The sequence below is a fragment of the Streptomyces sp. CA-249302 genome, assembly GCF_050936785.1.
Classification (GTDB): domain Bacteria; phylum Actinomycetota; class Actinomycetes; order Streptomycetales; family Streptomycetaceae; genus Streptomyces.
Genome location: NZ_JBNJMG010000001.1, coordinates 10,039,603 through 10,064,548 on the forward strand (window position 1 = coordinate 10,039,603; position 24,946 = coordinate 10,064,548).

Here is a 24,946-nt window from a genome sequence, read left to right on the forward strand (position 1 = left end):
ACGGCACTTCTTGCCATGAGCCAGCCCGTCGTCACCAAGTTCGCCGTATATCCGGTCGCCGGCCGCGACTCCATGCTCCTCAACCTCTCCGGCGCGCACGCCCCGTACTTCACCCGGAACGTCGTCGTCCTCGAGGACTCCGAAGGGCGCACCGGCCTGGGCGAGGTGCCCGGCGGCGAGAAGATCACTCAGACCCTGCGCGAGGCCGAACCCCTTGTCCTCGGCGCCCGTGTCGGCGACTACAAACGCGTCCTGCGCACCCTCCGGGCGACGTTCGCCGACCGCGATACCGGCGGCCGCGGCGCCCAGACCTTCGACCTGCGCACCACCGTCCACGCCGTCACCGCCGTCGAGTCCGCCCTCCTGGACCTGCTCGGCCGGCACCTGGAGGTCCCGGTCGCCGCACTCCTGGGCGACGGCAAACAGCGCGACTCCGTCCGCGTCCTCGGCTACCTCTTCCACGTCGGCGATCCCGACCGCACCGACCTGGACTACGTCCGCGAACCCGACTCGGAGGTGCCCTGGTACCGCATCCGCCGTGAGGAGGCGCTGACCCCGGAGGCGATCGTCCGCCAGGCCGAGGCCGCCTACGATCGTTACGGCTTCCGGGACTTCAAGCTCAAGGGCGGAGTCCTCGCGGGCACCGAGGAGGTCAAGGCCGTACGGGCCCTCAAGGACCGTTTCCCCGAGGCCCGCATCACGCTCGACCCCAACGGCGCCTGGTCCCTGCGCGAGGCCGTCGAACTGTGCCGCCCCCTCGTCGGCACCCTCGCCTACGCCGAGGACCCCTGCGGAGCCGAGGACGGCTACTCCGGCCGCGAGATCCTCGCGGAGTTCCGCCGCGCCACCGGACTGCCCACGGCCACCAACATGATCGCCACCGACTGGCGCCAACTCACCCACGCGCTGGCCCTCCAGTCCGTCTCCATCCCCCTCGCGGACCCGCACTTCTGGACCATGCAGGGCTCGGTCCGGGTGGCGCAGCTCTGCAACTCCTTTGGTCTGACCTGGGGTTGTCACTCCAACAACCACTTCGACATCTCCCTGGCGATGATGGCGCAGTGCGGGGCCGCGGCCCCGGGCGAGTACAACGCGCTGGACACGCACTGGATCTGGCAGGAGGGCACGGAACGGCTCACCGTCGACCCGCCGCGCATCACCGGCGGCCAGGTCGCCGTGCCGGACACCCCCGGCCTGGGCGTCCGCCTCGACACGGACCGGCTGCTCGCGGCGCACGAGCTGTACCGGGCGAAGGCGCTGTCGGGCCGCGACGACGCGACCGGCATGCGCTACCTGATCGAGGACTGGACCTTCGACGCCAAGCGCCCCTGCCTGGTCCGCTGAACCTCTAGGGCTTCGCCCGTACCAGCCCGGCGTCGTAGGCCAGGATCACGGCCTGGATGCGGTCCCGTGCCCCGATCTTGGCGAGGACGCGTCCGACGTGCTTCTTCACGGTGGACTCGGTGAGCACGAGCCGTTCGGCGATCTCGGCGTTGGTCCAGCCCCGGCCGATGGCGACCAGCACCTCGCGCTCGCGGTCGCTGAGGGTCTGGAGGCGAGGGTCTTCCGGCAGGGACGTGTCGGACGGTGCGAGGACCTGGTGGGCGTAGGCGTCCAGCAGCCGCCGGGTCAGGCTCGGGGCGACGACGGCGTCGCCGGTGGCGACCGCGTGGATGCCCGCGACGAGCTCCTCGGGGCGGGCGTCCTTCAGCAGGAACCCGCTGGCACCGGCCCGAAGCCCCGCGTACGCGTACTCGTCGAGATCGAAGGTCGTCACGATGAGCACGCGGGTACGGCCGCCGCCCGCGACGATCCGCCGGGTCGCTTCGAGCCCGTCCATGCCGGGCATACGGACGTCCATCAGGACGACGTCGGGCCGCAGTTCCGCGGCCAGCCGGACGGCCTCGGCCCCGTGCCCGGCCTCGCCGATCGGGGTCAGACCGGGAGTGCCCTCCAGGAGCATGCGGAAGCCGAGCCGCTGGAGGGGCTGGTCGTCGGCGATCAGGACGGTGGTCACGGCAGGACTTCTTCTCCTTCGGGCGGCAGGGGGCGTTGGGACGGTACGTCGAGTACGACGTCCACGAGCCAGCCGGGTCCACCCGCGCGCGGGCCGACGGTGACGTCTCCGCCGTACATGGCGGCCCGCTGACGGATGCCGACCAGACCGTGCCCGGGCTCGCCCGCAGGCTCCGTCTCTCTTCGGGTGTCGGGCGGTACGCCGGTGTCGGTGATCCGGATGCGCAGGGCGCCGGCGTCCGCGGCCACGGTGACCTCGGCGGCGGCGCCCGGGCCGGCGTGCTTGAGCGTGTTGGTGAGTGCCTCCTGCACGATGCGGTAGACGGTGAGCTGCACGCCGCTGCCCAGCGCGTCGAGGTCGCCAACCGTCCGGTAGGTCACCGCCAGTCCGGCCGCGCGCACCCGGGCGAGGAGCGGGTCCAGGTCGCGGATGCCCGGCTGGGGGCTCAGCGGCCGTTCCGACTCCTGGTCCTCCCGCAGGACGCCCAGCACCCGGCGCAGTTCGCCCATGGCCTGCCGCCCGGTGTCGGCGAGGATGCGCAGGGCCTCGGTGGACCTCTCGCCCCGGTTGGCGGCGAGGGTCGCGGCGCCGTCGGCGACCCCGACCATGACGGAGAGGTTGTGGCCGACGATGTCGTGCATCTCGCGGGCCACGCGGGCCCGTTCGGCGGCCGCGGTGAGCCGTACCCGCTGGTCCCGTTCCACCTCCAGGCGGGTGGCGCGGTCCTCCAGGGCCGCCAGGTAGAGGCGGCGGATGCGCAGCGTCAGGCCGGTGGCGATGGCCGCCGTAGCGGTGCACAGCATGAAGAAGAGGCCGAGGACCGGGTGTTGGACGGGCACCAGGACACAGACGGCCATGGTCAGCCCGGCCGCCGTCAGCGCGGCGGCCCAGCCCAGGGCCCGCAGGGAGCCGCGCAGGGCCAGCGAGTACAGGGCGACCAGCGCGCTCAGTCCGGCCTGCTGCCACACGCCCAGCGACCACTCGACGACGGAGACCGACAGGATGGTGAAGAAGGTGACGGCCGGGGCTCTGCGCCGCCACCACAAGGGCGCGATCTGCGCGGCCGCGAAGAGGCACAGCACGGCGGTCGGCAGACCGCCGCTGTTGTCCACCTCCCCGAACGGGCCCTTGCTGCTGTGGGCGAGCAGGTCGGGCAGGCTCACCAGGGCGACGACCAGCACCACCACGGTGTCGATCAGCCACGGATACCGGCTGTCCATCAGCCGGTGACGGCTCTGGCCGCGCAACAGCCGGCCGAGCACCGGGTGGTCCCAGGCATCGTCGAGCCCGGGGGACGGCGCATCCACCGTCCCCCGGGGGCTGTGGTCCCGGCTCATGGTCTCCATTGTGCTCGTACGGGCAGGTCAGGCGTCGGTCCGCCGCAGCCGGACGGCCGCTCCGGCGAGCGCCAGCGCCACCCAGCCGGCGAAGACCGCGAGGCCCGCCCCGGGCGAGAGCGCGTCCGAGGACTGGTGCAGGGCGTAGATCGCCGATCCCGCGTTGCTCGGGAAGTAGGGGTTGATGCTGTCGTACAGGGAGTCGGGCAGCAGCGAGGCCAGACCGGGCAGGATCAGCAGGACGCCGACCAGGACGGCGATGGCCCCGGCCGAGGAGCGCAGGAGCATGCCGAGCGCCACGCCGAACACCGCGACCAGGCCGAGGTAGACACCGGCCCCGGCCAGGCTGCGCAGCACACCGTCGTCGCCGAGCGAGAGCGCGATCTTCTCGCCGTCCAGGCCGAGCGTGCCCAGCTGGAACGCGGCCAGCGCGGCCAGCGTGGTGAGGACCAGCGCGATCGGCCCGATCACGGCGGCCTTGGACCACAGCACCGGCAGCCGGCGCGGGACCGCGGCGAGCGTGGAGCGGATCATGCCGGTGGTGTACTCGCCCGCGGACAGCAGCACCCCGAGCACGCCCACGGCCAGCGAGGCGAAGGTCGCCCCGAGCAGGGCCAGGCTGACGGCGTCCTGGTCGCCGGAGCGCGGGCCGGGCGGCCCGTTGGTCGCGGTGGCGTCGGGACTGTAGGTGGCGGCGGCGATCGCACCGAAGGCGATCAGCAGGACCACGGCGACCGTGAGGGTGATCCAACTGGAGCGCAGCGACCAGAACTTGGCCCACTCCGAGCGCAGCACCCGGCGGGCGGTGACCTTGTGCGCCGTCCTGGGGGCGGGCACCGCGGTGAGGTCGGCGGCGGTCATCAGGCGGCCCTCCGGGCGGTCTCGGCGGGAGCGCTCTGGTACTCCACGGCGTCGTGCGTGAGTTGCATGAAGGCCTCCTCCAACGAGACGGACTGCGAGGTGAGTTCGTACAGCGCCACCCCGTTCCGGGCGGCGATCGCCCCGATCTCCCGGGCGTCCCGCCCCAGCACCAGCAGCTCCTCGTCGGACGAGGAGGTGATCGTCACCTCCGGACCGGCCAGCAGCGAACGCAGCCGCACGGCCTCGGCGGTGGCGACCTTCACGCCCCCGCCCCCGGCCTCGCGGACGAAGTCGTCCACGGTGGTGTCCGCGAGCAGCCGCCCGCGTCCGATGATCACCAGGTGGTCGGCGATCAGCGCGGTCTCGCCCATCAGGTGCGAGGAGAGCATGACCGCCCGCCCCTCGTCGGCGAGGCCGCGCAGGAGGTTGCGCACCCACAGCACGCCCTCCGGGTCGAGGCCGTTGACCGGCTCGTCCAGCATCACGATCGCCGGGTCGCCGAGCAGGGCCGCGGCGATGCCGAGCCGCTGGCCCATGCCGAGGGAGAAGGCGCCCACCCGCTTGCCGGCCACGCTGGTGAGGCCGGCCAGCTCGATGACCTCGTCCACCCGGCCGCGCGAGATGCCGTGCGTGTGGGCCAGCGCCATGAGGTGGTTGAAGGCGGTGCGTCCGGGGTGGACGGACTTGGCCTCCAACAGGGTGCCGATCTCCTGGAGCGGCGCGGAGTGCCTGGCGTAGGTGTGGCCGTTGACGGTGACGGAGCCCGAGGTGGGGGAGTCCAGGCCGATGACCATGCGCATGGTCGTGGACTTGCCGGCGCCGTTGGGGCCGAGGAAGCCGGTCACCTCGCCGGGCTTCACGGTGAAGCTCAGGTGGTCGACCACCGTCTTGTCCCCGTACCGCTTGGTCAGTTCGCGTGCCTCGATCATGGGTGGCCCCTTCTGAACTCTCGCAAGACCGCGGCCGCGCCGCGGCTTCCGTCTCCGAAGCTACGAGCGCGGCCGACGGCGGCCCTGGGACCACGGGGGACACTTCGGCGCCCCAGTGGTACCGCGGTACCAGTCGTCCTCACATGTGCACGACGGGCGCCGCGTCGGGGTCGGTGTCCGGCACACCGCGCCGGTACAGCAGCACGCTGACGAGCAGACCGGCGGCGAAGAAGGCGGCCGACCACCAGTACGCGGTGGAGTAGGCGTGCAGTCCGGCCTGCGCGAGGACGGCGGGGTCCTTGGGGTTGCGGCCGACCAGGTAGTCGGCGGCGGCGCTGGTGGACAGGGTGTTGAGGAGGGCGGTGCCGAGGGAGCCGCCGACCTGCTGCATGGTGTTGACGGCGGCCGAGGCGACACCGGCGTCCTCGGCGGCCACGCCCGCGGTGGCCAGGCTCATCGCCGGGGCCATCACCAGGCCGAGCCCGAGGCCCGCCACGATCAGCGGCGGCAGGATGCTCGTGGCGTAGGTGCTGTTCAGGTCGAGGCCGGTCAGCCAGACCATGCCGGCGGCGGCGACGCCCATACCCAGCGGCACCACCGGCTTGGGGCCGAAGCGGGGGATCAGCGCGGTCGAGGCGAGCGTGGAGGCGAGCATCAGCCCGGCGACCATGGGCAGGAAGGCCAGACCGGTCTTGATCGGCGTGTAGCCGAGGCTCTGCTGAAGGTAGTAGGTGAGGAAGAGGAAGACACCGAACATGCCGGCGCCGATGATCAGGACCGAGACGAAGGAGGCGCCGCGGTTGCGGTCGAGCAGGACGCGCAGCGGCAGCAGCGGACGGGCGGCACGGGTCTGCCACCAGGTGAACGCGGCGAGCAGTACGGCTCCGGCGACCAGGAAGCCCCAGGTGGCCACCGAACCCCAGTCGTGGCTCTCGGCGTTGGAGAACCCGTAGACCAGGCAGAACAGTCCGCCGCCGACCAGCGCGGCACCGGGGACGTCGATCGTGGCGGACCTGTCGCGGGTGGCGCGCTTCAGTAGGAGGGCGCCGCCGACGAAGGCGACGGCGGCGAAGGCCAGGTTGACGTACAGGGTCCAGCGCCAGTCCAGGTACTCGGTCAGCACCCCGCCGAGCAGCAGCCCGATGGCGCCGCCCGCGCCGGCGATGGCGCCGTACACCCCGAAGGCCTTGGCGCGTTCCCTCGCGTCGGTGAAGGTCGTGGTCAGCAGCGACAGGGCGGCCGGCGCGAGCAGCGCGCCGAACAGCCCCTGCACGGCGCGGGCGGCGACCAGCATTTCGAAGCTCGCCGCGGCGCCGCCCACCGCGGAGGCGGCGGCGAAGCCGACCAGGCCCACCAGGAAGGTGACCTTGCGGCCGAACAGGTCGGCTATCCGTCCGCCGAGCAGCAGGAGGCTGCCGAAGGCGAGCGCGTAGGCGGTGACGATCCACTGCCGGTCCCCGTCGGAGAAGCCCAGGTCCTTCTGGGCCGAGGGGAGGGCGATGTTCACGATCGTCGCGTCCAGCACGACCATCAGCTGGGCGACGCCGATGACGGCGAGGATCCACCAGCGGTGCCGGGGCGGTGGATCCGTGGACGGGAGCGTGGACACGGCGGCCGTGCCCGGTGTGTCGGCGGAGGTCTGGGACATGGCGGATCTCCCGAGAGGGCGCGAAGGGAAGAGGGAGCACCGGAAGCGGTGCGCGACTGTCTGACACCTGTCAGATTAGATTTAATCTGACAGGTGTCAAGTGGGTTCCGGGATCCCTACGATGGTCGCGGGACCGCCCCGCCAGGAGTCATGGAGGTATCAGTGGGAGCACGAGCCGAATCCGCACGGCGGCCCGGACGTCCGGGCGCGGACTCGCCCGCGGTGCCCGACGAGGAGAGCATCCTGCTGCGCGGGCTCGAGGCCTTCGCGGAACTCGGCTACGACCGGGCCTCCGCCCGCGAGCTGGCCCGCCGCCTGGGCGTCAGCCACAACTTCATCAACGACCGGTACGGGTCCAAGGCGGCGTTCTGGCGCGCCGTGGTCGACTCCGCGATGGGCGCGCAGTTCGCGCTGATGCCCGAGACGGATCCCACCGCCGACGACGCCGACCAGCTGCGCCGGTTCGTCAGCGCGCTCTACCGCACCTCGGTGGTCAGGCCCCAGCTCGGCCGGGTCTTCGTCGACGAGTTCTCCCGGGACACCGAGCGCCTGGACTACGTCTACGAGCGCTACATCGCGCCGGCCCTGAAGACCGTGGTGCCGAACATCGAACGCCTGGTGGCCTCCGGGCGCATGGCACCGGTCCCGATGGACGTGCTGTTCTTCGCCATCATCGGCCCCATCGGCGGCATGGTGGAGGTGCCGCTGGCCCGCCGCCTGGGCCGCTCGCCCGAGGCGGAGTCGCCCGGGGAACTCACCGCCAGGGCCGAGACCCTGGCGACGCTGGTGATCAACGGGCTGCTGGCGACGGCGCCGGGGGGTCGCGGCTGAGGGGGCGGACGATCGCCGTGTGCGCCACACGGTCGGCGGCGCCCGCCTTCTCCGAGTCACGCTCACCACAGGGGCTTTGCATGGTCATGCGTAATCGTGCATACTCTTCCTATGTCCAAGGTCCTCACCTCCCTGCCCGCCGGCGAGCGCGTCGGCATCGCCTTCTCGGGCGGCCTCGACACCTCCGTCGCGGTCGCGTGGATGCGCGACAAGGGTGCCGTCCCGTGCACCTACACCGCCGACATCGGCCAGTACGACGAGCCCGACATCGCCTCGGTGCCCGGCCGTGCGAAGACCTACGGTGCCGAGGTCGCGCGCCTGGTCGACTGCCGTGCCGCGCTGGTCGAGGAGGGCCTGGCCGCGCTCACCTGCGGCGCGTTCCACATCCGCTCCGGCGGCCGTGCCTACTTCAACACCACCCCGCTGGGACGCGCCGTCACCGGCACGCTCCTGGTGCGGGCGATGCTGGAGGACAACGTCCAGATCTGGGGCGACGGCTCGACCTTCAAGGGCAACGACATCGAGCGGTTCTACCGCTACGGCCTGCTCGCCAACCCGCAGCTGCGCATCTACAAGCCCTGGCTGGACGCGGACTTCGTGACGGAGCTCGGCGGCCGCAAGGAGATGTCGGAGTGGCTGGTCGCCCATGAGCTGCCCTACCGGGACAGCACCGAGAAGGCGTACTCCACGGACGCCAACATCTGGGGCGCCACCCATGAGGCCAAGACCCTGGAGCACCTGGACACCGGCGTCGAGACCGTCGAACCCATCATGGGCGTACGGTTCTGGGACCCCGAGGTCGAGATCATCACCGAGGACGTGACGATCGGCTTCGACCAGGGCCGCCCGGTGACGATCAACGGCAAGGAGTTCGCCACCGCCGTCGACCTGGTGATGGAGGCCAACGCCATCGGCGGCCGCCACGGCCTGGGCATGTCCGACCAGATCGAGAACCGGATCATCGAGGCCAAGAGCCGCGGCATCTACGAGGCCCCGGGCATGGCCCTGCTGTTCGCCGCGTACGAGCGCCTGGTGAACGCGATCCACAACGAGGACACCGTCGCCCAGTACCACACCGAGGGCCGCCGCCTCGGCCGCCTGATGTACGAGGGCCGCTGGCTGGACCCGCAGGCCCTGATGATCCGCGAGTCGCTCCAGCGCTGGGTCGGCTCGGCGATCACCGGTGAGGTCACCCTGCGGCTGCGGCGCGGCGAGGACTACTCGATCCTCGACACCACGGGCCCGGCGTTCAGCTACCACCCCGACAAGCTGTCGATGGAGCGCACCGAGGACTCCGCGTTCGGCCCGGTCGACCGGATCGGCCAGCTGACCATGCGCAACCTCGACATCGCCGACTCGCGCGCCAAGCTGGAGCAGTACGTCGGCCTCGGTCTGATCGGCACCGGCAGCCCGGCCTTCGGCGCCTCCCAGGCCGCCGCGACCGGCCTCATCGGCACCATGCCGGAGCTGCCCGAGGGCGGCGCCGAGGCCATCGCCTCCCGCGGCGAGGTCTCCGAGGACGAGGCGCTGCTCGACCGCGCCGCGATGGAGGCCGGCACGGACTGACCCCGCACCGCCCGCACGAGGAAGAGGCCGCCCGGCACCGGGCGGCCTCTTCCTCGTGCGGGTAGGTCAACTGGCAACAACCGCACCAGGCTTCACGGGAAACCCACACATGCTCACATCAACTTTAGAGTTCAAGCGATAGGGTCGTCGGCAGTCGAGTGGCCGAGGGAGCCCCACGCGCCACGGCGCTCGCATCCCCTCACACGGCCCGGGAGAGCGTTGTGCGCGACGGCGAGATAGTGGTGATCGGCGGCGGCTACGCGGGCGTCCGCGTGGCGAAACGACTGGACGAGACGGCGCGGGTCACGCTCGTGGACCGCAAGGACGTCTTCTTCCACCGCATAGCCTCGCTGCGCGCCGGGGTCCGCCCGGACTGGTCGGTGATCCCGTTCATCCCGTACGACCGACTGCTGCGCAACGGCCGGGTCGTGGTCGGCAAGGCGCTCCGCGTCGACACCGTCGAACGCGAGGTCGTCCTGGCGACGGGCGAGCGGCTCCCGTACGACGTGGTGGTGATCGCCACCGGCGCCGACTACCCGGAACCGGCCCGCTTCACCGGCACCACCACGGACGAGGCGCTCAAGTCGTTCGCCGGGCACCAGCAGAAGATCGCCCGCGCCGAGCACGTCCTGGTCGTCGGCGGCGGCCCGTCCGGCGTCGAACTCAGCGCCGAGATCCGGCTGGCCCGCCCCGACGCCCGGGTCACCCTCGCGCACTCCGGGCGGTCCCTGCTCAACTCCACGGGCGTCGAGCGGGCCGGCCGCCGGGCGCAGACGTGGCTGGAGTCCCACGACGTGGAGGTACGGCTGGACTCCTTCATGTCGCCCGGAAACGACTTCGGCACCTACCGGGACGCGTACGGCAACGTCATCGCCGCCGACCTCTCCTTCTGGGCGACCGGCACCACACCCAACACCCTCTGGCTGCGACTGGGCGGCCACGGCGACTGGCTCAACGCCGGCGGCCACATCAAGGTCGACCGGGCCCTGCGGGTCGAAGGCCGGTCGGACGTCTTCGCGGTCGGCGACGTCAACGACGCCACCGAGCACAAGATCACCCCGGCCGCGCTCGCCCAGGCCGACCTCGCCGCCTGGAACATCCGCGCCCACCTCAACGGCGCCCACCGGCACCGCAAGCAGCCCCGCTTCTACCGTCCGGTCCAGCGCACCCCGATGATCGTGCCCTTCGGCTCCGCCGACGGCGTGACCGTCGTGCCGGTGCTGGGCGGCGAGAGCGCGGTCCTGGGCGCCCGCACCTCGGTACTGGCCAAGGCGAAGAAGCTGCTGACGCCGTACATGAGACGCCAGCTCGGCTACACGGCCGGCTGAACCGCCGTCCGGAAGGCCGGCTCAGCGCGGCTCGCCGCGATACGTGCCGAAGTACCAGCGGTTGCCCTCGGGGTCGCGGGCCGCGAAGTCGCGCGAGCCGTAGTCGGTGACGTGCAGGTCGTCGGTGATGTCCGCGCCGGCCGCCTTGGCGCGGGCGTGCACGGCGTCCGGGTCGGCGGTGACGACGTACGCGCTGAACGCACCGGGCGCGGTCGGACCCGTACCCGGTTCCTGTTCCTCGCGTACCGAGCCGAGCATGACGCCGCCGCCCTCGGGCCAGCTGAGCTGCGCGTGCTGGACCAGGTCGGCGTCGCCGTAGACCACCGTCTCCTCGAAACCGAAGGCCTCGACGAGGAACCGGATCAGGGCGCGGGCGTCATGGGCCCGCAGCGTCGGCCAGACCTGCGGGGCGGGCGGCTGCTTGGCGGTGTCGGGTGTGCCGGTCATGGCGATGTGCCTCCGTCTCGCGGTGTCCGGCCCCGTCGGCCGGCTGACACCATCAGCGTCAGGCCGTCGGGTGCCGCCCGGATTGGATGTTTCGGAACTCCTGCGCGAGCCAGCCGCTCGGCGTACAGGCCGCGAGCGCCGCGAACTCGCGGTCGAGGTGCGACTGGTCCGCGTAACCGCAGTCGGCGGCCAGCCCCGCCAGGTCGGGCAGGGAAGGGCGCGCGGCGAGGCGACGGCGGGCCAGGTCGAAGCGGATGACCCGGGCGGCGGCCTTGGGCGTGATGCCGATCTCCGTGCGGAAGCGGTTGCGCAGATGCCGGTCGCTGAAGCCGGCGTCGGCGGCGAGCCGGTCGACCCGCAGCCGCCCGCCGGAGGAGAGGAGCCGCTGCCACGCGACGGCGACCGGTGCGAAGGCCGTCGTGGTGCTCTCGTCGCGCGTCATACGACGGAGCAGCCAGTCGTCGACGACCCGGAACCGTGCCGTCCAGTCGCCGGCCGCCCGCAGCCGCTCATGCACCTCGCGTACGCCCGCACCCAGCACGTCGTCCGCGTGGACGTCGATCCCGGCCAGCTCCCCGGCGGGCAGCCCCAGCAGGACGCGGGCGCCCAGCGGGCTCAATCCGACCTGGATGCCGGACTGCCGTCCCGGGACGTGGATCAGGGCGGGCGAGAGATGCAGGCCGCCGAGGAGAGTGGCGTAGTCGCCGGGGGTGTCGCCCGGGTCGGGGTGGGCGGTGACGGTCAGCGGTTCGTCGAGGGTGAGGATCAGCGTGAGCCACGGCGACGGCAGCCCCCGGTGGACGCCCTCCGGGACGCCGCGCTGGCGGTAGCCGGTGTACCAGCCGACCAGCCCGCGCAGGGGCGGCGCGGGAGCGACCCGCACGCCCTCGTCCACGATCTCGGCACCCATACGGCCATTCTCCCGCCCCGCCCCGCATCGCGCAGCGAGGTCGGCTCAGCCCCTGAGCTCGGTGAGGAAGTCGATCAGCGCCGCGTTCACCTCGTCCGGCCGCTCCTGCTGCGTCCAGTGCCCGCACCCGGCCAGCCTGACCGGATCCCGCCGCAGGTTCGGCATCAACTCCGGGAGTTTCCCGATGAGTTCGGGTGTGCCGGGGAAGGCCGGGACCAGGTCCCGGTCGCCGTACACGTACAGCGCGGGCGTGCTGACGACGGCGCCGTGCCAGGCTGCGGTCAGCTCCCAGTTGCGGTCGAGGTTGCGGTACCAGTTGAGCGCCCCGGTGAAGCCGCCGGAGAAGCTCTCGGTGAGCACGTCGAGATCCTCCTCGGTGAACCACTCGGGCAGCACCTCGGGGTCGGTCAGGTCGGCGAGCCACCCCCGCTCGGGATCGACCAGCGGCTGCCTGCCCTCGCCCGCGCCGGGAGCGTCACCGGAGGCCATGTAGAAGAACTTCCGCAGCGCGGCGCGGGGGTCCCGGCCGAACTCGGCATCGGCGACACCGGGCCGGGCGAAGTAGTTCCAGTAGAAACGGCCGTCGAACCGCTCCTCCATCACACCCAGCGGAGGCGCCGAGCCCCGGAACGGCGGCGGCACACTCAGCCCGGCCACCCCGAGCACCACGTCCGGCCGCAGCAGCGCCGTGTGCCAGGCGACCGGCGCACCCCAGTCGTGCCCGACGACGTACGCCCGCTCCTCGCCCAGCGCCCGGATCAGCCCGACGACGTCCCCGACCAGGTGCAGGATGCTGTACGCGGTCACGTCCTCGGGGTGGTCGCTGCGGCCGTAGCCGCGCTGGTCGGGCGCGACCACCCGGAAGCCCGCGGCGGCCAGCGGGGCGAACTGGTGGTGCCAGGAGTGCCACGACTCGGGAAAGCCGTGCAGCAGCACGACCAGCGGACCCTCGCCCTCCTCGGCGATGTGCAGCCGTATCCCGTTCACGTCGATCATCCGATGCTCAACCATGTGCAGGAGCATACGTGTCAAGATCTTCCGGCAGTCGCCCGCCAGTTGGCCGACCGGCAGCTCGGCGGTGACGCTCAGACGCTCCGGCCCCGCAGCGGGTTTGCGCATGAGACGGCCAGCAGGTACCAGGCGGTGGCCCCGGTGTGCCGGTACGGGTAGTAGCCGAAGCCGAAACCGGTGTCGAGCGGACTGCTCGCCGACACGACCCCCGACCGCTCGGGAACCGCCTTCGCCCCCAAGGTCTGGGCACCGCCGAGCAGTTCCTGGGCGCGCTCGACGGAGGCGAGCAGCCGCCGGGCCCGCGCCTCGTCGCCCCGCGCCTGTCGGACGCGCAGGGCGAGCGCCAGATGGGCCGTCCCCTCGAACCACACGCCGTTGCGGTCCGGCTTGGGCTGCCCGTCGGCGATCGGCGCGTCCTCGTTCGCGAGCAGACCGGCCGAGCTGAAGGAGACCCCTTCGTACGACTGCCCGGCCGGCACCGTGCTGTTGCGGCGGTCGGCCGTGTCCAGGACCGCGAGTTCGGCCGCGGCCCAGTCCAACGACCGTGCGTGGGCAGGGGAGTTGAGGGCGAGGTGGGTCCAGGTCTGGGTGTCCTCGGGAACGGGCGACTTGTTGACCGTCACCCCGTCATTGGTGCCGGTGTAGAAGAACCCCCCGGCAGGCTCCCACATCTTCTCGACGAAGGCCTCGGCCCGGGCCCGCCGCTCCAGCCACACCCGGTCCCCGGTCAGCCGTGCCAGCCGCCCGAACAGCCCGAGCAGATCGGTGTTGTGCTCGGTCGAGGTGAAGGGCAGCTTCTCGTTCGCCCCGTTCACCCCGAACTTGTAGCCGCCCAAGGGCTCGTCGGTACGCCCCGTGCGCTCGATCCACTCCCCGATCCGCACGGCACCGGCCAGGAAACGCCGCTCACCGGTCCGCTCGGCGAGGGCGGCCAACGCGATGCCGGCCCAGGCCATGTCACCCACCGCGGTCCCGGTGAAGCCGAACTGGGTCCCGACATTCGCCGAACCGTCCGCCCGCACGAAGCCGTGCGGCTGGGCCGAGCCGTCGTAGAAGGTGTACGGCCCGACGTTGTACGCCTGCCGCAACCGCCCGTCGGCATAGCCGGGATCGTGTGCCTGCGCGTACAGCAGCGCGTCGCCGAGCACCACGGCCCGCGCTCGCCCGTCCGCCGTACGCGACGCCAAGTGGGCAAGAACCGCAAGGGCGTTGTCGTAGGTGAACGCGGTGCTGAACAGCCCGGCCTGGTCGGTGTAGCTCTGGGCCAGCCGGATCGGGCCGTGATCCGGGTACGCGTCCATGGCGGCGGCGAGGAAACCGGCCGCCCGGCGCGGAGCCGACGCCTCCCCTTCCGCGGCCCGGGCCGACGCGGCACCGACGCCGCCGAGGACCACGGCGCCGACACCGGCCCCGGCCCCGATGAGCGCGCGCCGACTGAGTACCGGGCCTTGGCTGCTGCCGGACATGGGTCTCCTCGGGAGGTGATCGGGGCACCGCTTGAGAGCGCTCTCAAGAACGTGCGCTCATTGTGCTGTCGGGCCGGGTCCCGGTCAACGTCTGTGATGTACGGGGCTGTTGGAGGTGACAGCCGAAGGGGAGGGGGTCAGTCGGCCCGGTCGGCCGCCGCGTCCAGTAGCGGGCCGAGTTCCCGGGCGACGGTCGTCAGGGCGCGGGTGTCCCGTTCGGCTCGGGCGATGAGGATCGCGCCCTCCAGGGCGCTGATCATGAGTGTGGCGAGGGGTGTCGAGCGGGCCTCGGGTACGCCCATGTCCGTCAGGGCCCGGGCCACCGGGGCGGTCCAGGTGGTGAAGGCGGCCGCCGCGGCCTCGCGCGTGGACTCGGTGGACTCCGCGCAGTCCACCGTGGCGGCGGCCACGGGGCATCCGCCCGCGAAGCCCGCCGCCTCGTATTCGGCGGTCCACTGGCGCACCATCTCGGCGAACAGCCCGCCGGGCGTCGGCTCGGGCAGAGCCGCCAGGAAGCGTGCGATCCGCTTGCCCGCGTACTGGCCGGCCCAGCCCACCGCCTCGTTGACCAGCTGTTCCTTGCCGCCGGGGAAATAGTGCTGGAGCGAGCCGCGTGGTGCCCCGGCGTGCGCGGCGACCTCGCGCATCCCCGTCGACGCGACCCCGTCACGCCGGATGAGCTGCGCCGCGCTGAAGACCATGCGCTCGCGTGGCCCGTGCTCGGCCGCCGCCATTCCCGACCTCCCCATGCGATGAAACATTCCGGAACCCACCTTATGACCACCGTCATAGTGGCAGCTAGTATGACCGTGGTCATAGTCGTGAGTGGCGACGGTCCGTCCTCCCCGCGGGCCGGAAACGGTGGTGCGTCGTGTACGTCGGTTTCATCGGCCTGGGCGTCATGGGTCAGCCCATGGCCATCAATCTCGCCCGCGCGGGCACCCCCCTCGTCGTGTGGAACCGCACCGCGGAGCGCTGCGCACCTCTGCGTGCCGCCGGGGCCGAGGTCGCGGCCAGTGCCGCCGAGGTCTTCGAGCGGGCCGACGTGGTGTTCCTGATGCTGGCCGACGAGCAAGCGATCGACGCGGTCCTGGGGCGCGGCACACCGGACCTCGCCGCGCGGGTCGCGGGCCGCGTCGTCGTCCACATGGGGACGACCTCGCCGGAGTACTCGGACGGTCTTCAGGACGCCGTCCGGTCCGCGGGCGGAGGATATGTCGAGGCGCCGGTGTCAGGGTCCCGAGTCCCGGCGGAACAGGGGCAGTTGGTGGCGATGCTGGCGGGCGACGACGAGGCCGTGGAGACGGTACGGCCGCTGCTCGCGCCCATGTGCCGCGAGGCGTTCGCCTGCGGTCCCGTGCCGGACGCGCTGCTGATGAAGCTGTCGGTGAACCTGTTCCTGATCACCCAGGTGACCGGACTGACCGAGGCCTTCCACTTCGCCGACCGGCACGGGCTCGACCGCCGCCTCTTCCTGGACGTCCTGGACGCCGGTCCGATGGCCAGCGCCGTCTCGCGCATGAAGGCGCCGAAGCTGCTGGACCGGGACTTCACCGTGCAGGCCGGAGCGGCGGACGTACTGAAGAACAACCGGCTGATCGCGGAGGCCGCCCGCCGGGCCGGTCTGGCCTCCCCGTTGCTCGACATCTGCCACGCCCTCTTCGGCGAGACCGTGGCCCACGGGTACGGCCACGAGGACATGGTGGCCGTACTGCACGCACTGGAGATGCGCACCGGAACCCGGACCGGGGTTGCGACGGAGGACCGAGTATGAGCTGGACGATCGAACGGTACGGCCGCGTCGCCGTGGTGACGATGACGACCAATCCGGTCAACGCGCAGAACCGCGCCTTCTTCGCCGATCTGCACGAGGCCTTCGACCGACTGGAGCGCGAGCACGCGGAGTGTCCGGTGGTGCTCACCGGCACCGGCACGCGGTTCTCCGCCGGCCTCGACCTGGGGGAGCACTTCCCGTTGTTCGCCGGCGACACGGCGGCCGTGGCTTCCTGGTTCCAGGAGTACCGGGCCACGAACATGCGGCTGTTCACGTATCCGCGTCCGACGGTCGCGGCGGTCAACGGGCATGCCTTCGCCGGGGGTTGATCACGGCAGCCGTGTGCGACCACCGGGTGTCGGTGGCCGACGGGGCGCGGTACGGGCTCAACGAGGTGCCGATCGGCATCCCGATGCCCGCGGTGTACGTACGGATGCTCGCCTACGCGTGGGGCGAGCCGGTGGCGGCGCGGACCTGTCTGCGCGGCGAGATCTTCGGCCCCGCCGAGGCGCACGCCCTCGGCATGGTCCACGAGCTGGTGCCGGCCGAGGAGCTGGTGGCGCGGGCGGTGGCGGTGGCCGGGGCGACACCGGCGGACTGCATCGAGCAGTACGCGTTCACCAAACGGGCCGGACAGGCGGCCGCGCTGCGGGACATCGCCGAGCTGTCCGATCCGCTGGACAAGGAGTTGCCGGCCGGGATGACGAGCGAGGACGCCCGGCACGCGCACCGACGCTACTGGCAGGAGCTCAAGGGCAGCCCGGCGCCGTGGTGAGCGGGGCCGACGGCGAGCGGCTGCCGGCCTGGGTGACCTGGCGGCCCAGGCCCTTCCCGGACGCCAACCTCCTTCTGCTGCACGGGAGTCGGCTGGCCCTCGTCGACAGCGGCTTCGTCGGCCACGCCGAGGAGACGGCAGCCTGGGCCCACGCCCGCGCCGGGCACATCGCCCTGGTCGTCAACACCCACTGGCACTCCGACCACGTCGGAGGCAACTCACTGCTCCAGGCGGCCGGTTCGGCCGTCGCGGCCGGCGCACCGGAGGCCGCCGCCGTCGCGCGCCGCGATCCCGGCTGCTGCCAGGCGGAGTACCTCGACCAGCCGGTCGCCCCCTACACCGTCGACCAACCCCTCCACGACGGACAGCTGTTGCGCCTCGGCGACGCCGACTGGCAGGTCGTGGCCACGCCCGGACACACCCCCGGCCACCTGGCCCTCTGGCAGCCGGAGGAACGACTGCTCGCGGTCGGCGACGCCCTGTCCGACTACGACGTCGGCTGGGTCGACCTCGCCCTCGACGGCCCCGAAGCCGCCACCACCGCACTCGCCTCCCTGCACCGCCTGGCCGCCCTCGCCCCGAAGACCCTGCTGCCCGCCCACGGCCCGCTCCCCGCCGACCCGAGCGCCGCCTTCGCCACCGCACTGCGCCGCGCCCGGCGCCTCGTCGAGGACCCGGACGGCGCCGTCCGGTACGGCGCCCGCCGCGTCTTCGCTTTCGCCCTGATGATCCGCGACGGCATCCCCGCCACCGAGGCCGAGCCCTATCTGCACGCCCGGGCCTGGCTCACGGACGCGGCCCGGCTCCTCCATCTGACCCCCGAGACACTCGCCGCCGAACTGATCGACACCATGCTCCGCAGCGGCACGATCGTCCTCCGCGACGGCCGCCTGCACGCCGCCGCCGAGCACACGCAGGTCGACGCGGAGGCCCTGCGAGTGCCGTTCCCTCGCGCATGGCCGAACCTCTATAGTCAACGAAACGAATAGGTGCTTAGTTGGCTTGTGTGGTGGTTCTGAAGGGTGTGGGGGCTCGTGGCAGGCAGCGGATATCTGCGGTACGTCGCCCTGGGCGACAGCCAGACCGAAGGGCTCGGCGACGGCGACGAGGTGCTGGGGCTGCGAGGTTGGGCGGACCGGCTCGCCGAGCAGATCGCCCGGGACAGCCCCGATCTGCTGTACGCCAACCTCGCGATACGCGGCCGGCTCGCCGGACAGGTGCGGGCCGAGCAGCTCGCGCCCGCCCTCGAGCTGCGGCCCGACCTCGCCACGGTCGTCGCCGGCCTCAATGACGTGCTGCGGCCCCGCTTCGACGCGGACGAGGTGGCCGGCCACCTGGAGGCGATGTTCGCCGCGCTCACCGCGCAGGGCGCCCGCGTCGCGACGGTCACCTTCCCCGACCTCGCCCGGATCGCCCCGCTGGCCCGGCCGCTCGCGCCCCGCGTCCTCGCCCTCAACCACCGCATCCGCGAGGCGGCCGCGCGGCACGACGTCATGGTGGCCGACTCCGCGCCCCACCCCGCGGTGACCGACCCCCGGCTGTGGAGCGCCGACCGACTGCACGCCGGCCCGCACGGTCATGCCCGTATCGCCGCCGCGGTCGCCCACGCCCTCGCCCTCCCGGGCAGCGACGACAGCTGGACCCGGCCCCTCCCGCCCGACCCGGCCGCCCGCACGGGCCTGAGCGCCGTCGCGGCCGAACTGCGCTGGGCCGGCGCCTTCCTGGGGCCCTGGCTGGTACGCCGGGTGCGCGGGCGCTCCTCCGGCGATGGGCGGGAGGCCAAGCGGCCCGCCCTGCTGCCGGTGACCGTGCTCACCGACGGCACGTAGTCACCGTATTGACTAATCAACACGGTGTTAATTTGGGCGAATGGCATTGCGCAACGCGGTGATGGCCGCGCTTCTGGAGGGCGAGGCGTCCGGCTACGACCTCGCCAAGGGGTTCGAGGCCTCGGTCGCCAACTTCTGGATGGCCACACCCCAGCAGCTCTACCGCGAACTGGAGCGCATGGAGAGCGAGGGGCTCGTCTCCGCCCGCGTGGTCCAGCAGGAACGCCGGCCCAACAAACGGCTGTTCTCGCTGACCGAGGCCGGTCTTGAGGTCCTGCGCGACTACGTCCTCGACACGCCGGCCAAGCCCCTCGCGATCCGCGACGAGCTGATGGTCAAGGTGCAGTGCGTCGACGTCGGCGACATCGAGCCCGTACGGGCGGCGATCGCCGAGCGCGTCGAGCGGTCCGCCGCCAAGCTCGCCCGCTACGAACGCCTCCAGGAGCGGCTGCTCGACGGGCGAACCGAGGACGAGTACTTCACGAACGCCGAGCGCATCGGCCCGTACCTGACGCTGCTGGGCGGCCTGGCCCTGGAGCGGGGGAACCTCCGCTGGGGCGAGACCGCCCTGAAGCGGCTCGACCAGCGCGCCGCGGCGCTCGCGAAGTCCGAGGTGTGACGGGCGGCTAATCCGGCTCCCCTTGAGTTCGGGAAACCGATCGGTTTACAGTGCTTGAAACCGATCGGTTTACTGCGATGGGAGCTCATCATGACCGCGATCAAGGGCGCCGTAGTCCTCGTCACCGGCGGCAGCCGGGGCATCGGAAAGGCGCTGGTGGAGGAGTTGTACGCGCGCGGCGCCGCCAAGGTGTACGCCACCGCCCGCGACCCGCGGACCGTGACGCACCCCGACGCCGTACCGCTGGCGCTGGAGGTCACCGACCCGGAGTCGGTGGCGGCCGCCGCGGCGCAGGCGCAGGACGTCACCGTGCTGATCAACAACGCCGGGGCCTCGGTCGGCGGGACCTTCCTCGACACCCCGGTCGACGACGTGCGCCGGGAGTTCGACATCAACTTCTACGGGCCCCTGCTCGTCACCCGCGCCTTCGTGCCGGTCATCGAGGGCAACGGCGGCGGACACATCCTGAACGTCCACTCCGTGCTGTCCTGGCTGGGCAACGCCGGTTCCTACAGCGCCTCCAAGGCCGCCCTCTGGCAGCAGACCAACTCCCTGCGCCTGGAGCTGCTCCCGCGCGGCATCGACGTCACGGGACTGCATGTCGGGTACGTCGACACCGACCTGACCGCGCGGATCGACGCGCCCAAGACCGATGCCCGTACCGTCGCCGGGCTGGCGCTGGACGGCATTGAGTCCGGCGCGCCCGAGGTGCTGGCCGACGACATCTCACGCCAGGTGAAGGCCGGACTGGCCGCCGACCTCCCGGCGCTCTACCCCGAACTCGCGCGGTAGTGACCGGGTCGGCCGATCGCCGTCACTGATCCCGGTGACGGCGGGCCGGTCCCGGGCCGTGGGCGGGGGTGGAGACCAGGGCCCACACCGTCTTGCCGTTGCGCCCGCGGTGCCGTACACCCCACGTCTGGGCCAGCTGGTCGACCAGGTGCAGGCCGCGGCTCCGCTCGTCGTCCGTGCTCTGCGCGGTCTGTAGAACGGGCTGCTCGTGGCTCTCGTCGGAGACCGCGATGAAGCAGGAGCCGTCCGCCCGCGCCGTCACCGAGATCTCGAACTCCCGCTCCAGGATGGGCCCGTGCCGGACCACGTTCGCCGCCAGCTCTGAGGCGAGCAATACGACGTCCTGCGTGATCGCGTCGTCCTTGCCGTGCCCCCAGGTGGCCAGATGCTGTCGTACCCGGTGCCGTGCGAACCCCACCGAAGCCGGATGCCGGGGCACCCGGAACGCCTCACGTCTCAGCACAAGCGTCCTCCCCATACGCTGCCGAAGACCTTCCCCCACTGCTAAGAGCGCACTGTGACAGATAGATGTCACTCCGCACATGGGGAGGGTCGAAATCAGGCCATGCTCGGATGGGGAGGGGAGCCCTCCCCGCCTTGGCGGCGCCGCCGCGTTAGGAGCCGGTGTGCGGGCACGTGTGGGCGGGCTCCGGGCTCAGACCCGTACCGGCGGGCTCCGGGCTCAGACCCGTACGGGCGGGCTCGGGACGGTGGACGCCGCGCGGGCGGTAGGCGAGTTCGTCGGAGCGGCCCAGGAGGTCGGCCAGGTACCAGATGATCGCCAGCCACATCTCGGTGCCCTGGAGCCCCGGTTCCGGCCCGGGTCCCGCGGTGCCGGGCCCGAAGCCGAACCCCCGGCCCTCCCGCCAGCGGGGCAGCGCCAGGGCCACCTGCCGCTCGGCCCAGCTCCGTATCTCCGCCGCACGGTAGCCGTCACCCCCGGCGCCCGTCCCGTGGTCCAGCACCGCGTCCACGACCCGCTCCGGATACGGCACCGGCAGTCCGAACTGGGCGAACGAGCCCCGCGTCAGCTGGTAGTAGCCGTTGACCACCTGCAACCGCCCGTCCTCCGCCGACGGACCTCCCCACATCCCCGTCCATGGATCGGCCCGGCTCGACAACCAGCCGAACAGCGCCTCCGGCGCGCCACCGTCCGTGGTTGAAACCGAGCAGTGAGGTGTGCGCGCCGATCCGCACGCCGTCGCCCAGTACGACATCGCCCCGCACGGTGGTGAAGGGATTCAGCGTGCAGTGGGCGCCGGTCGTCAACTCTCCGGTGACATAGGCGTTCGCGGCGATGTACGAGTCGTCGCCCAGCCGCAGCCGGTCCGGGAACACCGCCGCCGACTCGGCGACGTAGCAACGTTCGCCGATGCTGCTGTCCCCGCCGATCTCCCGCTGCCGCTCCCGCTGGGCGCGCCGCTGCTCGTCCGTCGCCGCGTCGGCGAACAGCCACGGGCAGTGGTCGAAGTGCCGTACGGACGGCTGCTGTTGGTGATCCATGGCCGGAACGCCAGGCAGCCCGGCGACCGTGCGGGAAGAGGCGGGGCGGCGGGTCACTCGCGGCTCGCCCGGCCCTCCATCGCCTTCACCAGCCGGCCCAGCGCCTCGAGCACCCACTCCCGGTCGTCGCCCAGACCGGACAACAGGTCTACCTCGGCGGCGAGTTGGCGCGGGAAGAGGTCGTCGACGGCGGCCGCGCCCGCCGGTGTGATGGTGACCAGGGCGGCGCGGCGGTCGGCGGGATTGGGGGTGCGGGCGATGTAGCCGCGGCGCTCCAGTTTGGCGAGGGTCTTGCTGACGCCCGCCCGGGACAGGCCCATCCGCCGGGCGAGGGTGCGGGCGATGAACGGGTCCGTGGCGTGGCGCAGCGGGATGAGCATGTCCACCTCCGGGGCGGTGAGCGGGGCGCCCGCGTAGAGGGGTTCGACGGTGGCGCTGAGCAGACCGGTGGCGTGCTTGAGCAGGCCGACCAGCTCCATGGGGGAGGTGTCCAGGTCGGGGTTGTGCTCGGCCCACTGCGCGCGGATGTCGCCGGGGGTGGAGGTCATGCGGCTCGCCTTCTCGTGGTTCGGCGGACGGCTCGTATCGGGGCCGAGGACTCTTTGTTAACCAGTGAACTATCGGTTATCGTTCTGTTCCATGATATCCCCGTCCCCCTCTCCCTCCCGCTCCACCGCCTCGCAACTCACCGGCGCGGACGCCGTCCCCGCCGCTCCCCGCGGTTCCGCCATGGCGCTGCTGGCCGTCCTCGGTTCCCTCACGGCCGTGGCCCCGCTCGCCACCGACATGTACGTGCCGGGCTTTCCCGCCATGGGGGACGCGCTCGGGGCGAGCAGTTCGGCAGTGCAGCTGACGATGACCGCGTTCCTGGCGGGACTGGTGGTGGGGCAGTTGCTGATCGGGCCGATCAGTGACGGGCTCGGGCGGCGGAAGCTGCTGATCGGCGGGGTCACCGGGTTCGCCGTCTTCTCGCTGGTCTGCGCGTTCGCCCCGAGCCTCGGCCTGCTGACCGCCGCGCGCTTCCTCCAGGGCGTCGCCGGCGCGGCGGGCATGGTGCTGGCCCGCGCCGTGCTCACCGACCGCTTCCAGGGCGCCGAACTACCGCGCTACTTCGCGGTGTTGTCCCAGGTGATGGGTGTCGCGCCGATCGCCGCACCGGTGCTCGGCGGGGCGATCCTGACCGTGTCGACCTGGCGCGCGGTGTTCGCCGTACTGACCGTGCTGGGCGTTCTGCTCCTGCTGGCCGTGGTGCGGGCGGTGCCGGAGTCCCTGCCGCCCGAGCGGCGCCACGGCGGCGGTGTCGCCGGCACCTTCCGGGCCATGGGCGGACTCCTCGCCCGCCGCGCCTTCATGGGGTACGTCCTCGCGCTCGCCCTCGCCTCGGCGGCGCTGTTCGCCTACATCAGCGGCTCCAGCTTCGTCTTCGAGAACCTGCACGGCGTGTCGTCGACGACGTACTCCCTCGTCTTCGCCGGCAACGCCGTCGGCATGCTCGTCGCCGGTGCCTCCTTCTCCCGGCTGGTGGGGCGGGGCGTGCGGCTGAACACGCTGCTCGGCGCCGGGATCTGCCTCGCGGGTCTCGGTGCACTGGGCCAGGTGCTGCTCGTGGTCACCGTCGGCGAGACGCTCGCCGGCACCTGGGCCACGCTCTTCGTGACGGTCGGTGCGATCGGCCTGGTCTTCCCGGCGGCGATGAGCATCGGCCAGACGCTGGGCCGCGCCACCCCCGGCGCCGCCTCCGCCCTCCTCGGCGGCCTCCAGTTCCTCTTCGGCGCCCTGGCCTCGCCGCTGGTCGGCTTGTTCGGGGAGGACAGCTCCCTGCCGATGGCCCTGATCATGCTGATCGCCGTGGCGGGGGCGGGAGTTGCCCTGGTCGCGCTGGGCCGGCCTTGGCGCGGGGAAGGTGAACCGGGGCACGGTCACGCGGCCTGACGCCGGATTTGATGGCATGAGCAGCGCGGGTCAGGCGTGCGCGTCCCGGCCCGACATCTTGTCGACGCGCGTGGTCTCGGCGCTGTCGTACGCCCGTGGCCTGCGATGACGACGATGCGTCGCGCCGCTCACGGCCATGGCGAGGGCCAGGCAGAAGATCAGTGCCAGCGCGAGCCCCGAGCTGAAGACGGCGAGGGTGTTCATGGTCGCGACGGGGTGATCGAGCACCGACACGCAGTCCGATGAGCGGCAGCCGAGCCATCTCCTCGAAAGAGGTCTTCGCCGGTACGGGTACCCCCGCCCCGGAAGGGCATACGGGGCGGGCCGGACGGAGCGGTGACCGCGAGGAGGAGGCCATGCGGACACTCCGCGCGACCGGTGTACGCGGACAGCGCGGCCGTACGCTGGTGCCCGTGTGCCTCCGTCGTATCAGCAGCCCGTCCCGGTCGTCCTCGGCGCCCGCCGTGCCTCGGCGGGGGAGCGTCGGATGAGCGCCATCGAGGGGCCCGGCGCGGCGGTCGCGCGGATCACCGGGCGTACGGTGCGGAGCGAGCGGCGACTGTCCGGTGCGGTGTGTGAAGTCGGCCTGGACGGCGGGCGGTTGGTGGTGGCGAAGCGGGCGGACGAGCCCGGCGCCGTACAGGCCGAGGCGGCGGGACTGCGATGGTTGGCGGGCGCCGGTTCGGTCCGGGTGCCCAACGTGCTGGGAAACGACGGGCGTTGGCTCGTCACCGACCTGGTTCCGCAGGGGCGGGCGACGGCGCGGGCCGCCGAGGAGTTCGGGCGTGAGCTGGCCGCGCTGCATGCCGCCGGTGCGGACGGGTTCGGGGCGCCGCCGCCCGGTGGTCCCGTGGACGCGTACATCGGGCTGGCCCCGATGCGCAACCAGCCCGGCACCGACTGGCCCCACTGGTACGCCGAGCACCGCGTGCTGCCGTATCTGCGCGCCGCCGTGGACCGGGGCACGGTCCGCCCCGCCGAGGCGGCCGTCGTCGAGCGGGTCTGCGAACGGCTGCCCGAGCTGGCCGGGCCCGCCGAGCCGCCGGCCCGGCTGCACGGGGACCTGTGGAACGGCAACGTCCTGTGGGGTGCCGACGGACACGCCTGGCTGATCGACCCGGCCGCGCACGGCGGGCATCGGGAGACCGATCTCGCGATGCTCGACCTCTTCGGCTGCCCGCACCTGGGGGCCGTCCTCGACGGCTACCGGCAGGTGGCGCCGCTCGCCGACGGTCGGCGGAAGCGGACCGGACTGCACCAGCTCTTCCCGCTGCTGGTGCACGCCGTGCTGTTCGGACGCGGTTACGCGGAGCAGGCGCTCGCGGCGGCCCGGGCGGCGCTCGTGGCTTGAGGGCGAGGAACGCGAACGGG

26 protein-coding genes and 1 pseudogene are annotated in these 24,946 nt (G+C 72.3%); 13 read left to right on the forward strand and 14 right to left on the reverse strand.

Annotated elements, in window-relative coordinates; translation table 11 throughout:
* Window positions 1-15: 15 nt before the first annotated feature.
* On the forward strand, window positions 16-1,344 hold the full coding sequence (locus tag ACQEWB_RS45340) for an enolase C-terminal domain-like protein (RefSeq protein ID WP_432842008.1): 1,329 nt from the start codon (window positions 16-18) through the stop codon (window positions 1,342-1,344).
* Window positions 1,345-1,348: 4 nt separating this feature from the next.
* Here the strand turns inward: ACQEWB_RS45340 and ACQEWB_RS45345 are convergent, their stop codons facing one another.
* The 5 genes from ACQEWB_RS45345 to ACQEWB_RS45365 form a co-directional block, all read right to left on the reverse strand.
* Window positions 1,349-2,017: a response regulator gene (locus ACQEWB_RS45345; RefSeq protein ID WP_432842010.1), complete on the reverse strand. Its 669-nt coding sequence runs from the start codon at window positions 2,015-2,017 to the stop codon at window positions 1,349-1,351.
* Window positions 2,014-3,354, reverse strand: coding sequence for a sensor histidine kinase (locus tag ACQEWB_RS45350; protein WP_432842012.1), 1,341 nt, complete (start codon window positions 3,352-3,354; stop codon window positions 2,014-2,016). Before ACQEWB_RS45350 ends, ACQEWB_RS45345 begins: the two co-directional genes overlap by 4 nt.
* A gap of 27 nt (window positions 3,355-3,381) precedes the next feature.
* A complete protein-coding gene (locus tag ACQEWB_RS45355) occupies window positions 3,382-4,215 on the reverse strand; it encodes an ABC transporter permease (RefSeq protein ID WP_432842014.1) in 834 nt (277 codons plus the stop codon).
* Window positions 4,215-5,144 (reverse strand): ABC transporter ATP-binding protein, encoded by a 930-nt coding sequence (locus ACQEWB_RS45360; protein ID WP_432842016.1) that lies wholly within the window; start codon window positions 5,142-5,144, stop codon window positions 4,215-4,217. Before ACQEWB_RS45360 ends, ACQEWB_RS45355 begins: the two co-directional genes overlap by 1 nt.
* A gap of 139 nt (window positions 5,145-5,283) precedes the next feature.
* Window positions 5,284-6,792 carry an MFS transporter gene (locus tag ACQEWB_RS45365; RefSeq protein WP_432842018.1) on the reverse strand — a complete coding sequence of 503 codons (1,509 nt, stop codon included), beginning with the start codon at window positions 6,790-6,792 and terminating at the stop codon, window positions 5,284-5,286.
* Between the two features lie 162 nt (window positions 6,793-6,954).
* On the opposite strand from ACQEWB_RS45365, the gene ACQEWB_RS45370 reads away from it, so the two are divergent.
* The 3 genes from ACQEWB_RS45370 to ACQEWB_RS45380 all read left to right on the forward strand — a co-directional run bounded on the left by ACQEWB_RS45370 (window position 6,955) and on the right by ACQEWB_RS45380 (window position 10,517).
* Window positions 6,955-7,623, forward strand: a complete 669-nt coding sequence (locus ACQEWB_RS45370; protein WP_432842020.1) for a TetR/AcrR family transcriptional regulator — start codon at window positions 6,955-6,957, stop codon at window positions 7,621-7,623.
* A gap of 111 nt (window positions 7,624-7,734) precedes the next feature.
* Window positions 7,735-9,189 (forward strand): argininosuccinate synthase, encoded by a 1,455-nt coding sequence (gene argG, locus ACQEWB_RS45375; RefSeq protein WP_432842022.1) that lies wholly within the window; start codon window positions 7,735-7,737, stop codon window positions 9,187-9,189.
* Window positions 9,190-9,410: 221 nt separating this feature from the next.
* Window positions 9,411-10,517, forward strand: coding sequence for an NAD(P)/FAD-dependent oxidoreductase (locus tag ACQEWB_RS45380; RefSeq protein WP_432842024.1), 1,107 nt, complete (start codon window positions 9,411-9,413; stop codon window positions 10,515-10,517).
* 21 nt (window positions 10,518-10,538) lie between these two features.
* On the opposite strand, the gene ACQEWB_RS45385 is transcribed toward ACQEWB_RS45380, so the two are convergent.
* The 5 genes from ACQEWB_RS45385 to ACQEWB_RS45405 all read right to left on the reverse strand — a co-directional run bounded on the left by ACQEWB_RS45385 (window position 10,539) and on the right by ACQEWB_RS45405 (window position 15,085).
* A complete protein-coding gene (locus tag ACQEWB_RS45385) occupies window positions 10,539-10,964 on the reverse strand; it encodes a VOC family protein (protein WP_432842026.1) in 426 nt (141 codons plus the stop codon).
* Window positions 10,965-11,022: 58 nt separating this feature from the next.
* Window positions 11,023-11,874, reverse strand: coding sequence for a helix-turn-helix domain-containing protein (locus ACQEWB_RS45390; protein ID WP_432842028.1), 852 nt, complete (start codon window positions 11,872-11,874; stop codon window positions 11,023-11,025).
* Between the two features lie 45 nt (window positions 11,875-11,919).
* Window positions 11,920-12,885, reverse strand: coding sequence for an alpha/beta fold hydrolase (locus tag ACQEWB_RS45395; RefSeq protein ID WP_432842030.1), 966 nt, complete (start codon window positions 12,883-12,885; stop codon window positions 11,920-11,922).
* A 74-nt stretch (window positions 12,886-12,959) separates the two neighbouring features.
* Window positions 12,960-14,351 (reverse strand): Tat pathway signal sequence domain protein, encoded by a 1,392-nt coding sequence (locus ACQEWB_RS45400; RefSeq protein ID WP_432842032.1) that lies wholly within the window; start codon window positions 14,349-14,351, stop codon window positions 12,960-12,962.
* Window positions 14,352-14,488: 137 nt separating this feature from the next.
* Entirely contained in the window at window positions 14,489-15,085 is a 597-nt protein-coding gene (locus ACQEWB_RS45405) for a TetR/AcrR family transcriptional regulator (protein WP_432844347.1), read from the reverse strand.
* A gap of 137 nt (window positions 15,086-15,222) precedes the next feature.
* Between ACQEWB_RS45405 and ACQEWB_RS45410 the strand changes: the two genes are divergently transcribed.
* The 6 genes and pseudogenes from ACQEWB_RS45410 to ACQEWB_RS45435 all read left to right on the forward strand — a co-directional run bounded on the left by ACQEWB_RS45410 (window position 15,223) and on the right by ACQEWB_RS45435 (window position 20,140).
* Window positions 15,223-16,125 carry an NAD(P)-dependent oxidoreductase gene (locus ACQEWB_RS45410; protein WP_432842034.1) on the forward strand — a complete coding sequence of 301 codons (903 nt, stop codon included), beginning with the start codon at window positions 15,223-15,225 and terminating at the stop codon, window positions 16,123-16,125.
* 41 nt (window positions 16,126-16,166) lie between these two features.
* Window positions 16,167-16,900 (forward strand): annotated as a pseudogene (locus ACQEWB_RS45415) (enoyl-CoA hydratase/isomerase family protein).
* The gene (locus ACQEWB_RS45420; RefSeq protein WP_432842036.1) at window positions 16,894-17,889 is read left to right on the forward strand and encodes an MBL fold metallo-hydrolase; all 996 of its coding nucleotides are present in this window, start codon (window positions 16,894-16,896) and stop codon (window positions 17,887-17,889) included. Before ACQEWB_RS45415 ends, ACQEWB_RS45420 begins: the two are co-directional and overlap by 7 nt.
* Before the next feature lie 45 nt (window positions 17,890-17,934).
* Window positions 17,935-18,729 (forward strand): SGNH/GDSL hydrolase family protein, encoded by a 795-nt coding sequence (locus tag ACQEWB_RS45425; protein ID WP_432842038.1) that lies wholly within the window; start codon window positions 17,935-17,937, stop codon window positions 18,727-18,729.
* Window positions 18,730-18,769: 40 nt separating this feature from the next.
* Entirely contained in the window at window positions 18,770-19,348 is a 579-nt protein-coding gene (locus tag ACQEWB_RS45430) for a PadR family transcriptional regulator (RefSeq protein ID WP_432842040.1), read from the forward strand.
* A 90-nt stretch (window positions 19,349-19,438) separates the two neighbouring features.
* The gene (locus ACQEWB_RS45435; protein WP_432842042.1) at window positions 19,439-20,140 is read left to right on the forward strand and encodes an SDR family oxidoreductase; all 702 of its coding nucleotides are present in this window, start codon (window positions 19,439-19,441) and stop codon (window positions 20,138-20,140) included.
* A gap of 22 nt (window positions 20,141-20,162) precedes the next feature.
* Here the strand turns inward: ACQEWB_RS45435 and ACQEWB_RS45440 are convergent, their stop codons facing one another.
* Complete coding sequence (locus ACQEWB_RS45440; RefSeq protein WP_432842044.1) at window positions 20,163-20,603, reverse strand: ATP-binding protein; 441 nt, start codon at window positions 20,601-20,603, stop codon at window positions 20,163-20,165.
* Between the two features lie 151 nt (window positions 20,604-20,754).
* Complete coding sequence (locus ACQEWB_RS45445) at window positions 20,755-21,231, reverse strand: hypothetical protein (RefSeq protein ID WP_432842046.1); 477 nt, start codon at window positions 21,229-21,231, stop codon at window positions 20,755-20,757.
* Window positions 21,232-21,512: 281 nt separating this feature from the next.
* Between ACQEWB_RS45445 and ACQEWB_RS45450 the strand changes: the two genes are divergently transcribed.
* Entirely contained in the window at window positions 21,513-21,638 is a 126-nt protein-coding gene (locus ACQEWB_RS45450) for a hypothetical protein (RefSeq protein WP_432842048.1), read from the forward strand.
* A 58-nt stretch (window positions 21,639-21,696) separates the two neighbouring features.
* Here the strand turns inward: ACQEWB_RS45450 and ACQEWB_RS45455 are convergent, their stop codons facing one another.
* On the reverse strand, window positions 21,697-22,191 hold the full coding sequence (locus ACQEWB_RS45455) for a MarR family winged helix-turn-helix transcriptional regulator (protein WP_432842050.1): 495 nt from the start codon (window positions 22,189-22,191) through the stop codon (window positions 21,697-21,699).
* Window positions 22,192-22,282: 91 nt separating this feature from the next.
* Here ACQEWB_RS45455 and ACQEWB_RS45460 point away from each other — a divergent pair, with 91 nt between their 5' ends.
* Window positions 22,283-23,575, forward strand: coding sequence for a multidrug effflux MFS transporter (locus tag ACQEWB_RS45460; RefSeq protein ID WP_432842052.1), 1,293 nt, complete (start codon window positions 22,283-22,285; stop codon window positions 23,573-23,575).
* A 30-nt stretch (window positions 23,576-23,605) separates the two neighbouring features.
* Here ACQEWB_RS45460 and ACQEWB_RS45465 read toward each other — a convergent pair whose 3' ends face one another.
* Window positions 23,606-23,779, reverse strand: a complete 174-nt coding sequence (locus tag ACQEWB_RS45465) for a hypothetical protein (RefSeq protein ID WP_432842054.1) — start codon at window positions 23,777-23,779, stop codon at window positions 23,606-23,608.
* Window positions 23,780-24,062: 283 nt separating this feature from the next.
* Here ACQEWB_RS45465 and ACQEWB_RS45470 point away from each other — a divergent pair, with 283 nt between their 5' ends.
* On the forward strand, window positions 24,063-24,926 hold the full coding sequence (locus ACQEWB_RS45470) for a fructosamine kinase family protein (RefSeq protein ID WP_432842056.1): 864 nt from the start codon (window positions 24,063-24,065) through the stop codon (window positions 24,924-24,926).
* Window positions 24,927-24,946: the final 20 nt, after the last annotated feature.

Bases quoted from the DNA above. Each gene is read 5' to 3' on its own strand.
- ACQEWB_RS45470 (WP_432842056.1), top strand. From the start codon at position 24,063: ATGAGCGCCATCGAGGGGCCCGGCGCGGCGGTCGCGCGGATCACCGGG.
- ACQEWB_RS45355 (WP_432842014.1), bottom strand. From the start codon at position 4,215: ATGACCGCCGCCGACCTCACCGCGGTGCCCGCCCCCAGGACGGCGCAC.
- ACQEWB_RS45395 (WP_432842030.1), bottom strand. From the start codon at position 12,885: ATGGTTGAGCATCGGATGATCGACGTGAACGGGATACGGCTGCACATC.
- ACQEWB_RS45360 (WP_432842016.1), bottom strand. From the start codon at position 5,144: ATGATCGAGGCACGCGAACTGACCAAGCGGTACGGGGACAAGACGGTG.
- ACQEWB_RS45465 (WP_432842054.1), bottom strand. From the start codon at position 23,779: ATGAACACCCTCGCCGTCTTCAGCTCGGGGCTCGCGCTGGCACTGATC.
- ACQEWB_RS45450 (WP_432842048.1), top strand. From the start codon at position 21,513: ATGCTGCTGTCCCCGCCGATCTCCCGCTGCCGCTCCCGCTGGGCGCGC.
- ACQEWB_RS45385 (WP_432842026.1), bottom strand. From the start codon at position 10,964: ATGACCGGCACACCCGACACCGCCAAGCAGCCGCCCGCCCCGCAGGTC.
- ACQEWB_RS45460 (WP_432842052.1), top strand. From the start codon at position 22,283: ATGATATCCCCGTCCCCCTCTCCCTCCCGCTCCACCGCCTCGCAACTC.
- ACQEWB_RS45455 (WP_432842050.1), bottom strand. From the start codon at position 22,191: ATGACCTCCACCCCCGGCGACATCCGCGCGCAGTGGGCCGAGCACAAC.
- ACQEWB_RS45390 (WP_432842028.1), bottom strand. From the start codon at position 11,874: ATGGGTGCCGAGATCGTGGACGAGGGCGTGCGGGTCGCTCCCGCGCCG.
- ACQEWB_RS45350 (WP_432842012.1), bottom strand. From the start codon at position 3,354: ATGAGCCGGGACCACAGCCCCCGGGGGACGGTGGATGCGCCGTCCCCC.
- ACQEWB_RS45400 (WP_432842032.1), bottom strand. From the start codon at position 14,351: ATGTCCGGCAGCAGCCAAGGCCCGGTACTCAGTCGGCGCGCGCTCATC.
- ACQEWB_RS45445 (WP_432842046.1), bottom strand. From the start codon at position 21,231: ATGTGGGGAGGTCCGTCGGCGGAGGACGGGCGGTTGCAGGTGGTCAAC.
- ACQEWB_RS45430 (WP_432842040.1), top strand. From the start codon at position 18,770: ATGGCATTGCGCAACGCGGTGATGGCCGCGCTTCTGGAGGGCGAGGCG.
- ACQEWB_RS45405 (WP_432844347.1), bottom strand. From the start codon at position 15,085: ATGGCGGCGGCCGAGCACGGGCCACGCGAGCGCATGGTCTTCAGCGCG.
- ACQEWB_RS45365 (WP_432842018.1), bottom strand. From the start codon at position 6,792: ATGTCCCAGACCTCCGCCGACACACCGGGCACGGCCGCCGTGTCCACG.
- ACQEWB_RS45435 (WP_432842042.1), top strand. From the start codon at position 19,439: ATGACCGCGATCAAGGGCGCCGTAGTCCTCGTCACCGGCGGCAGCCGG.
- ACQEWB_RS45340 (WP_432842008.1), top strand. From the start codon at position 16: ATGAGCCAGCCCGTCGTCACCAAGTTCGCCGTATATCCGGTCGCCGGC.
- argG (WP_432842022.1), top strand. From the start codon at position 7,735: ATGTCCAAGGTCCTCACCTCCCTGCCCGCCGGCGAGCGCGTCGGCATC.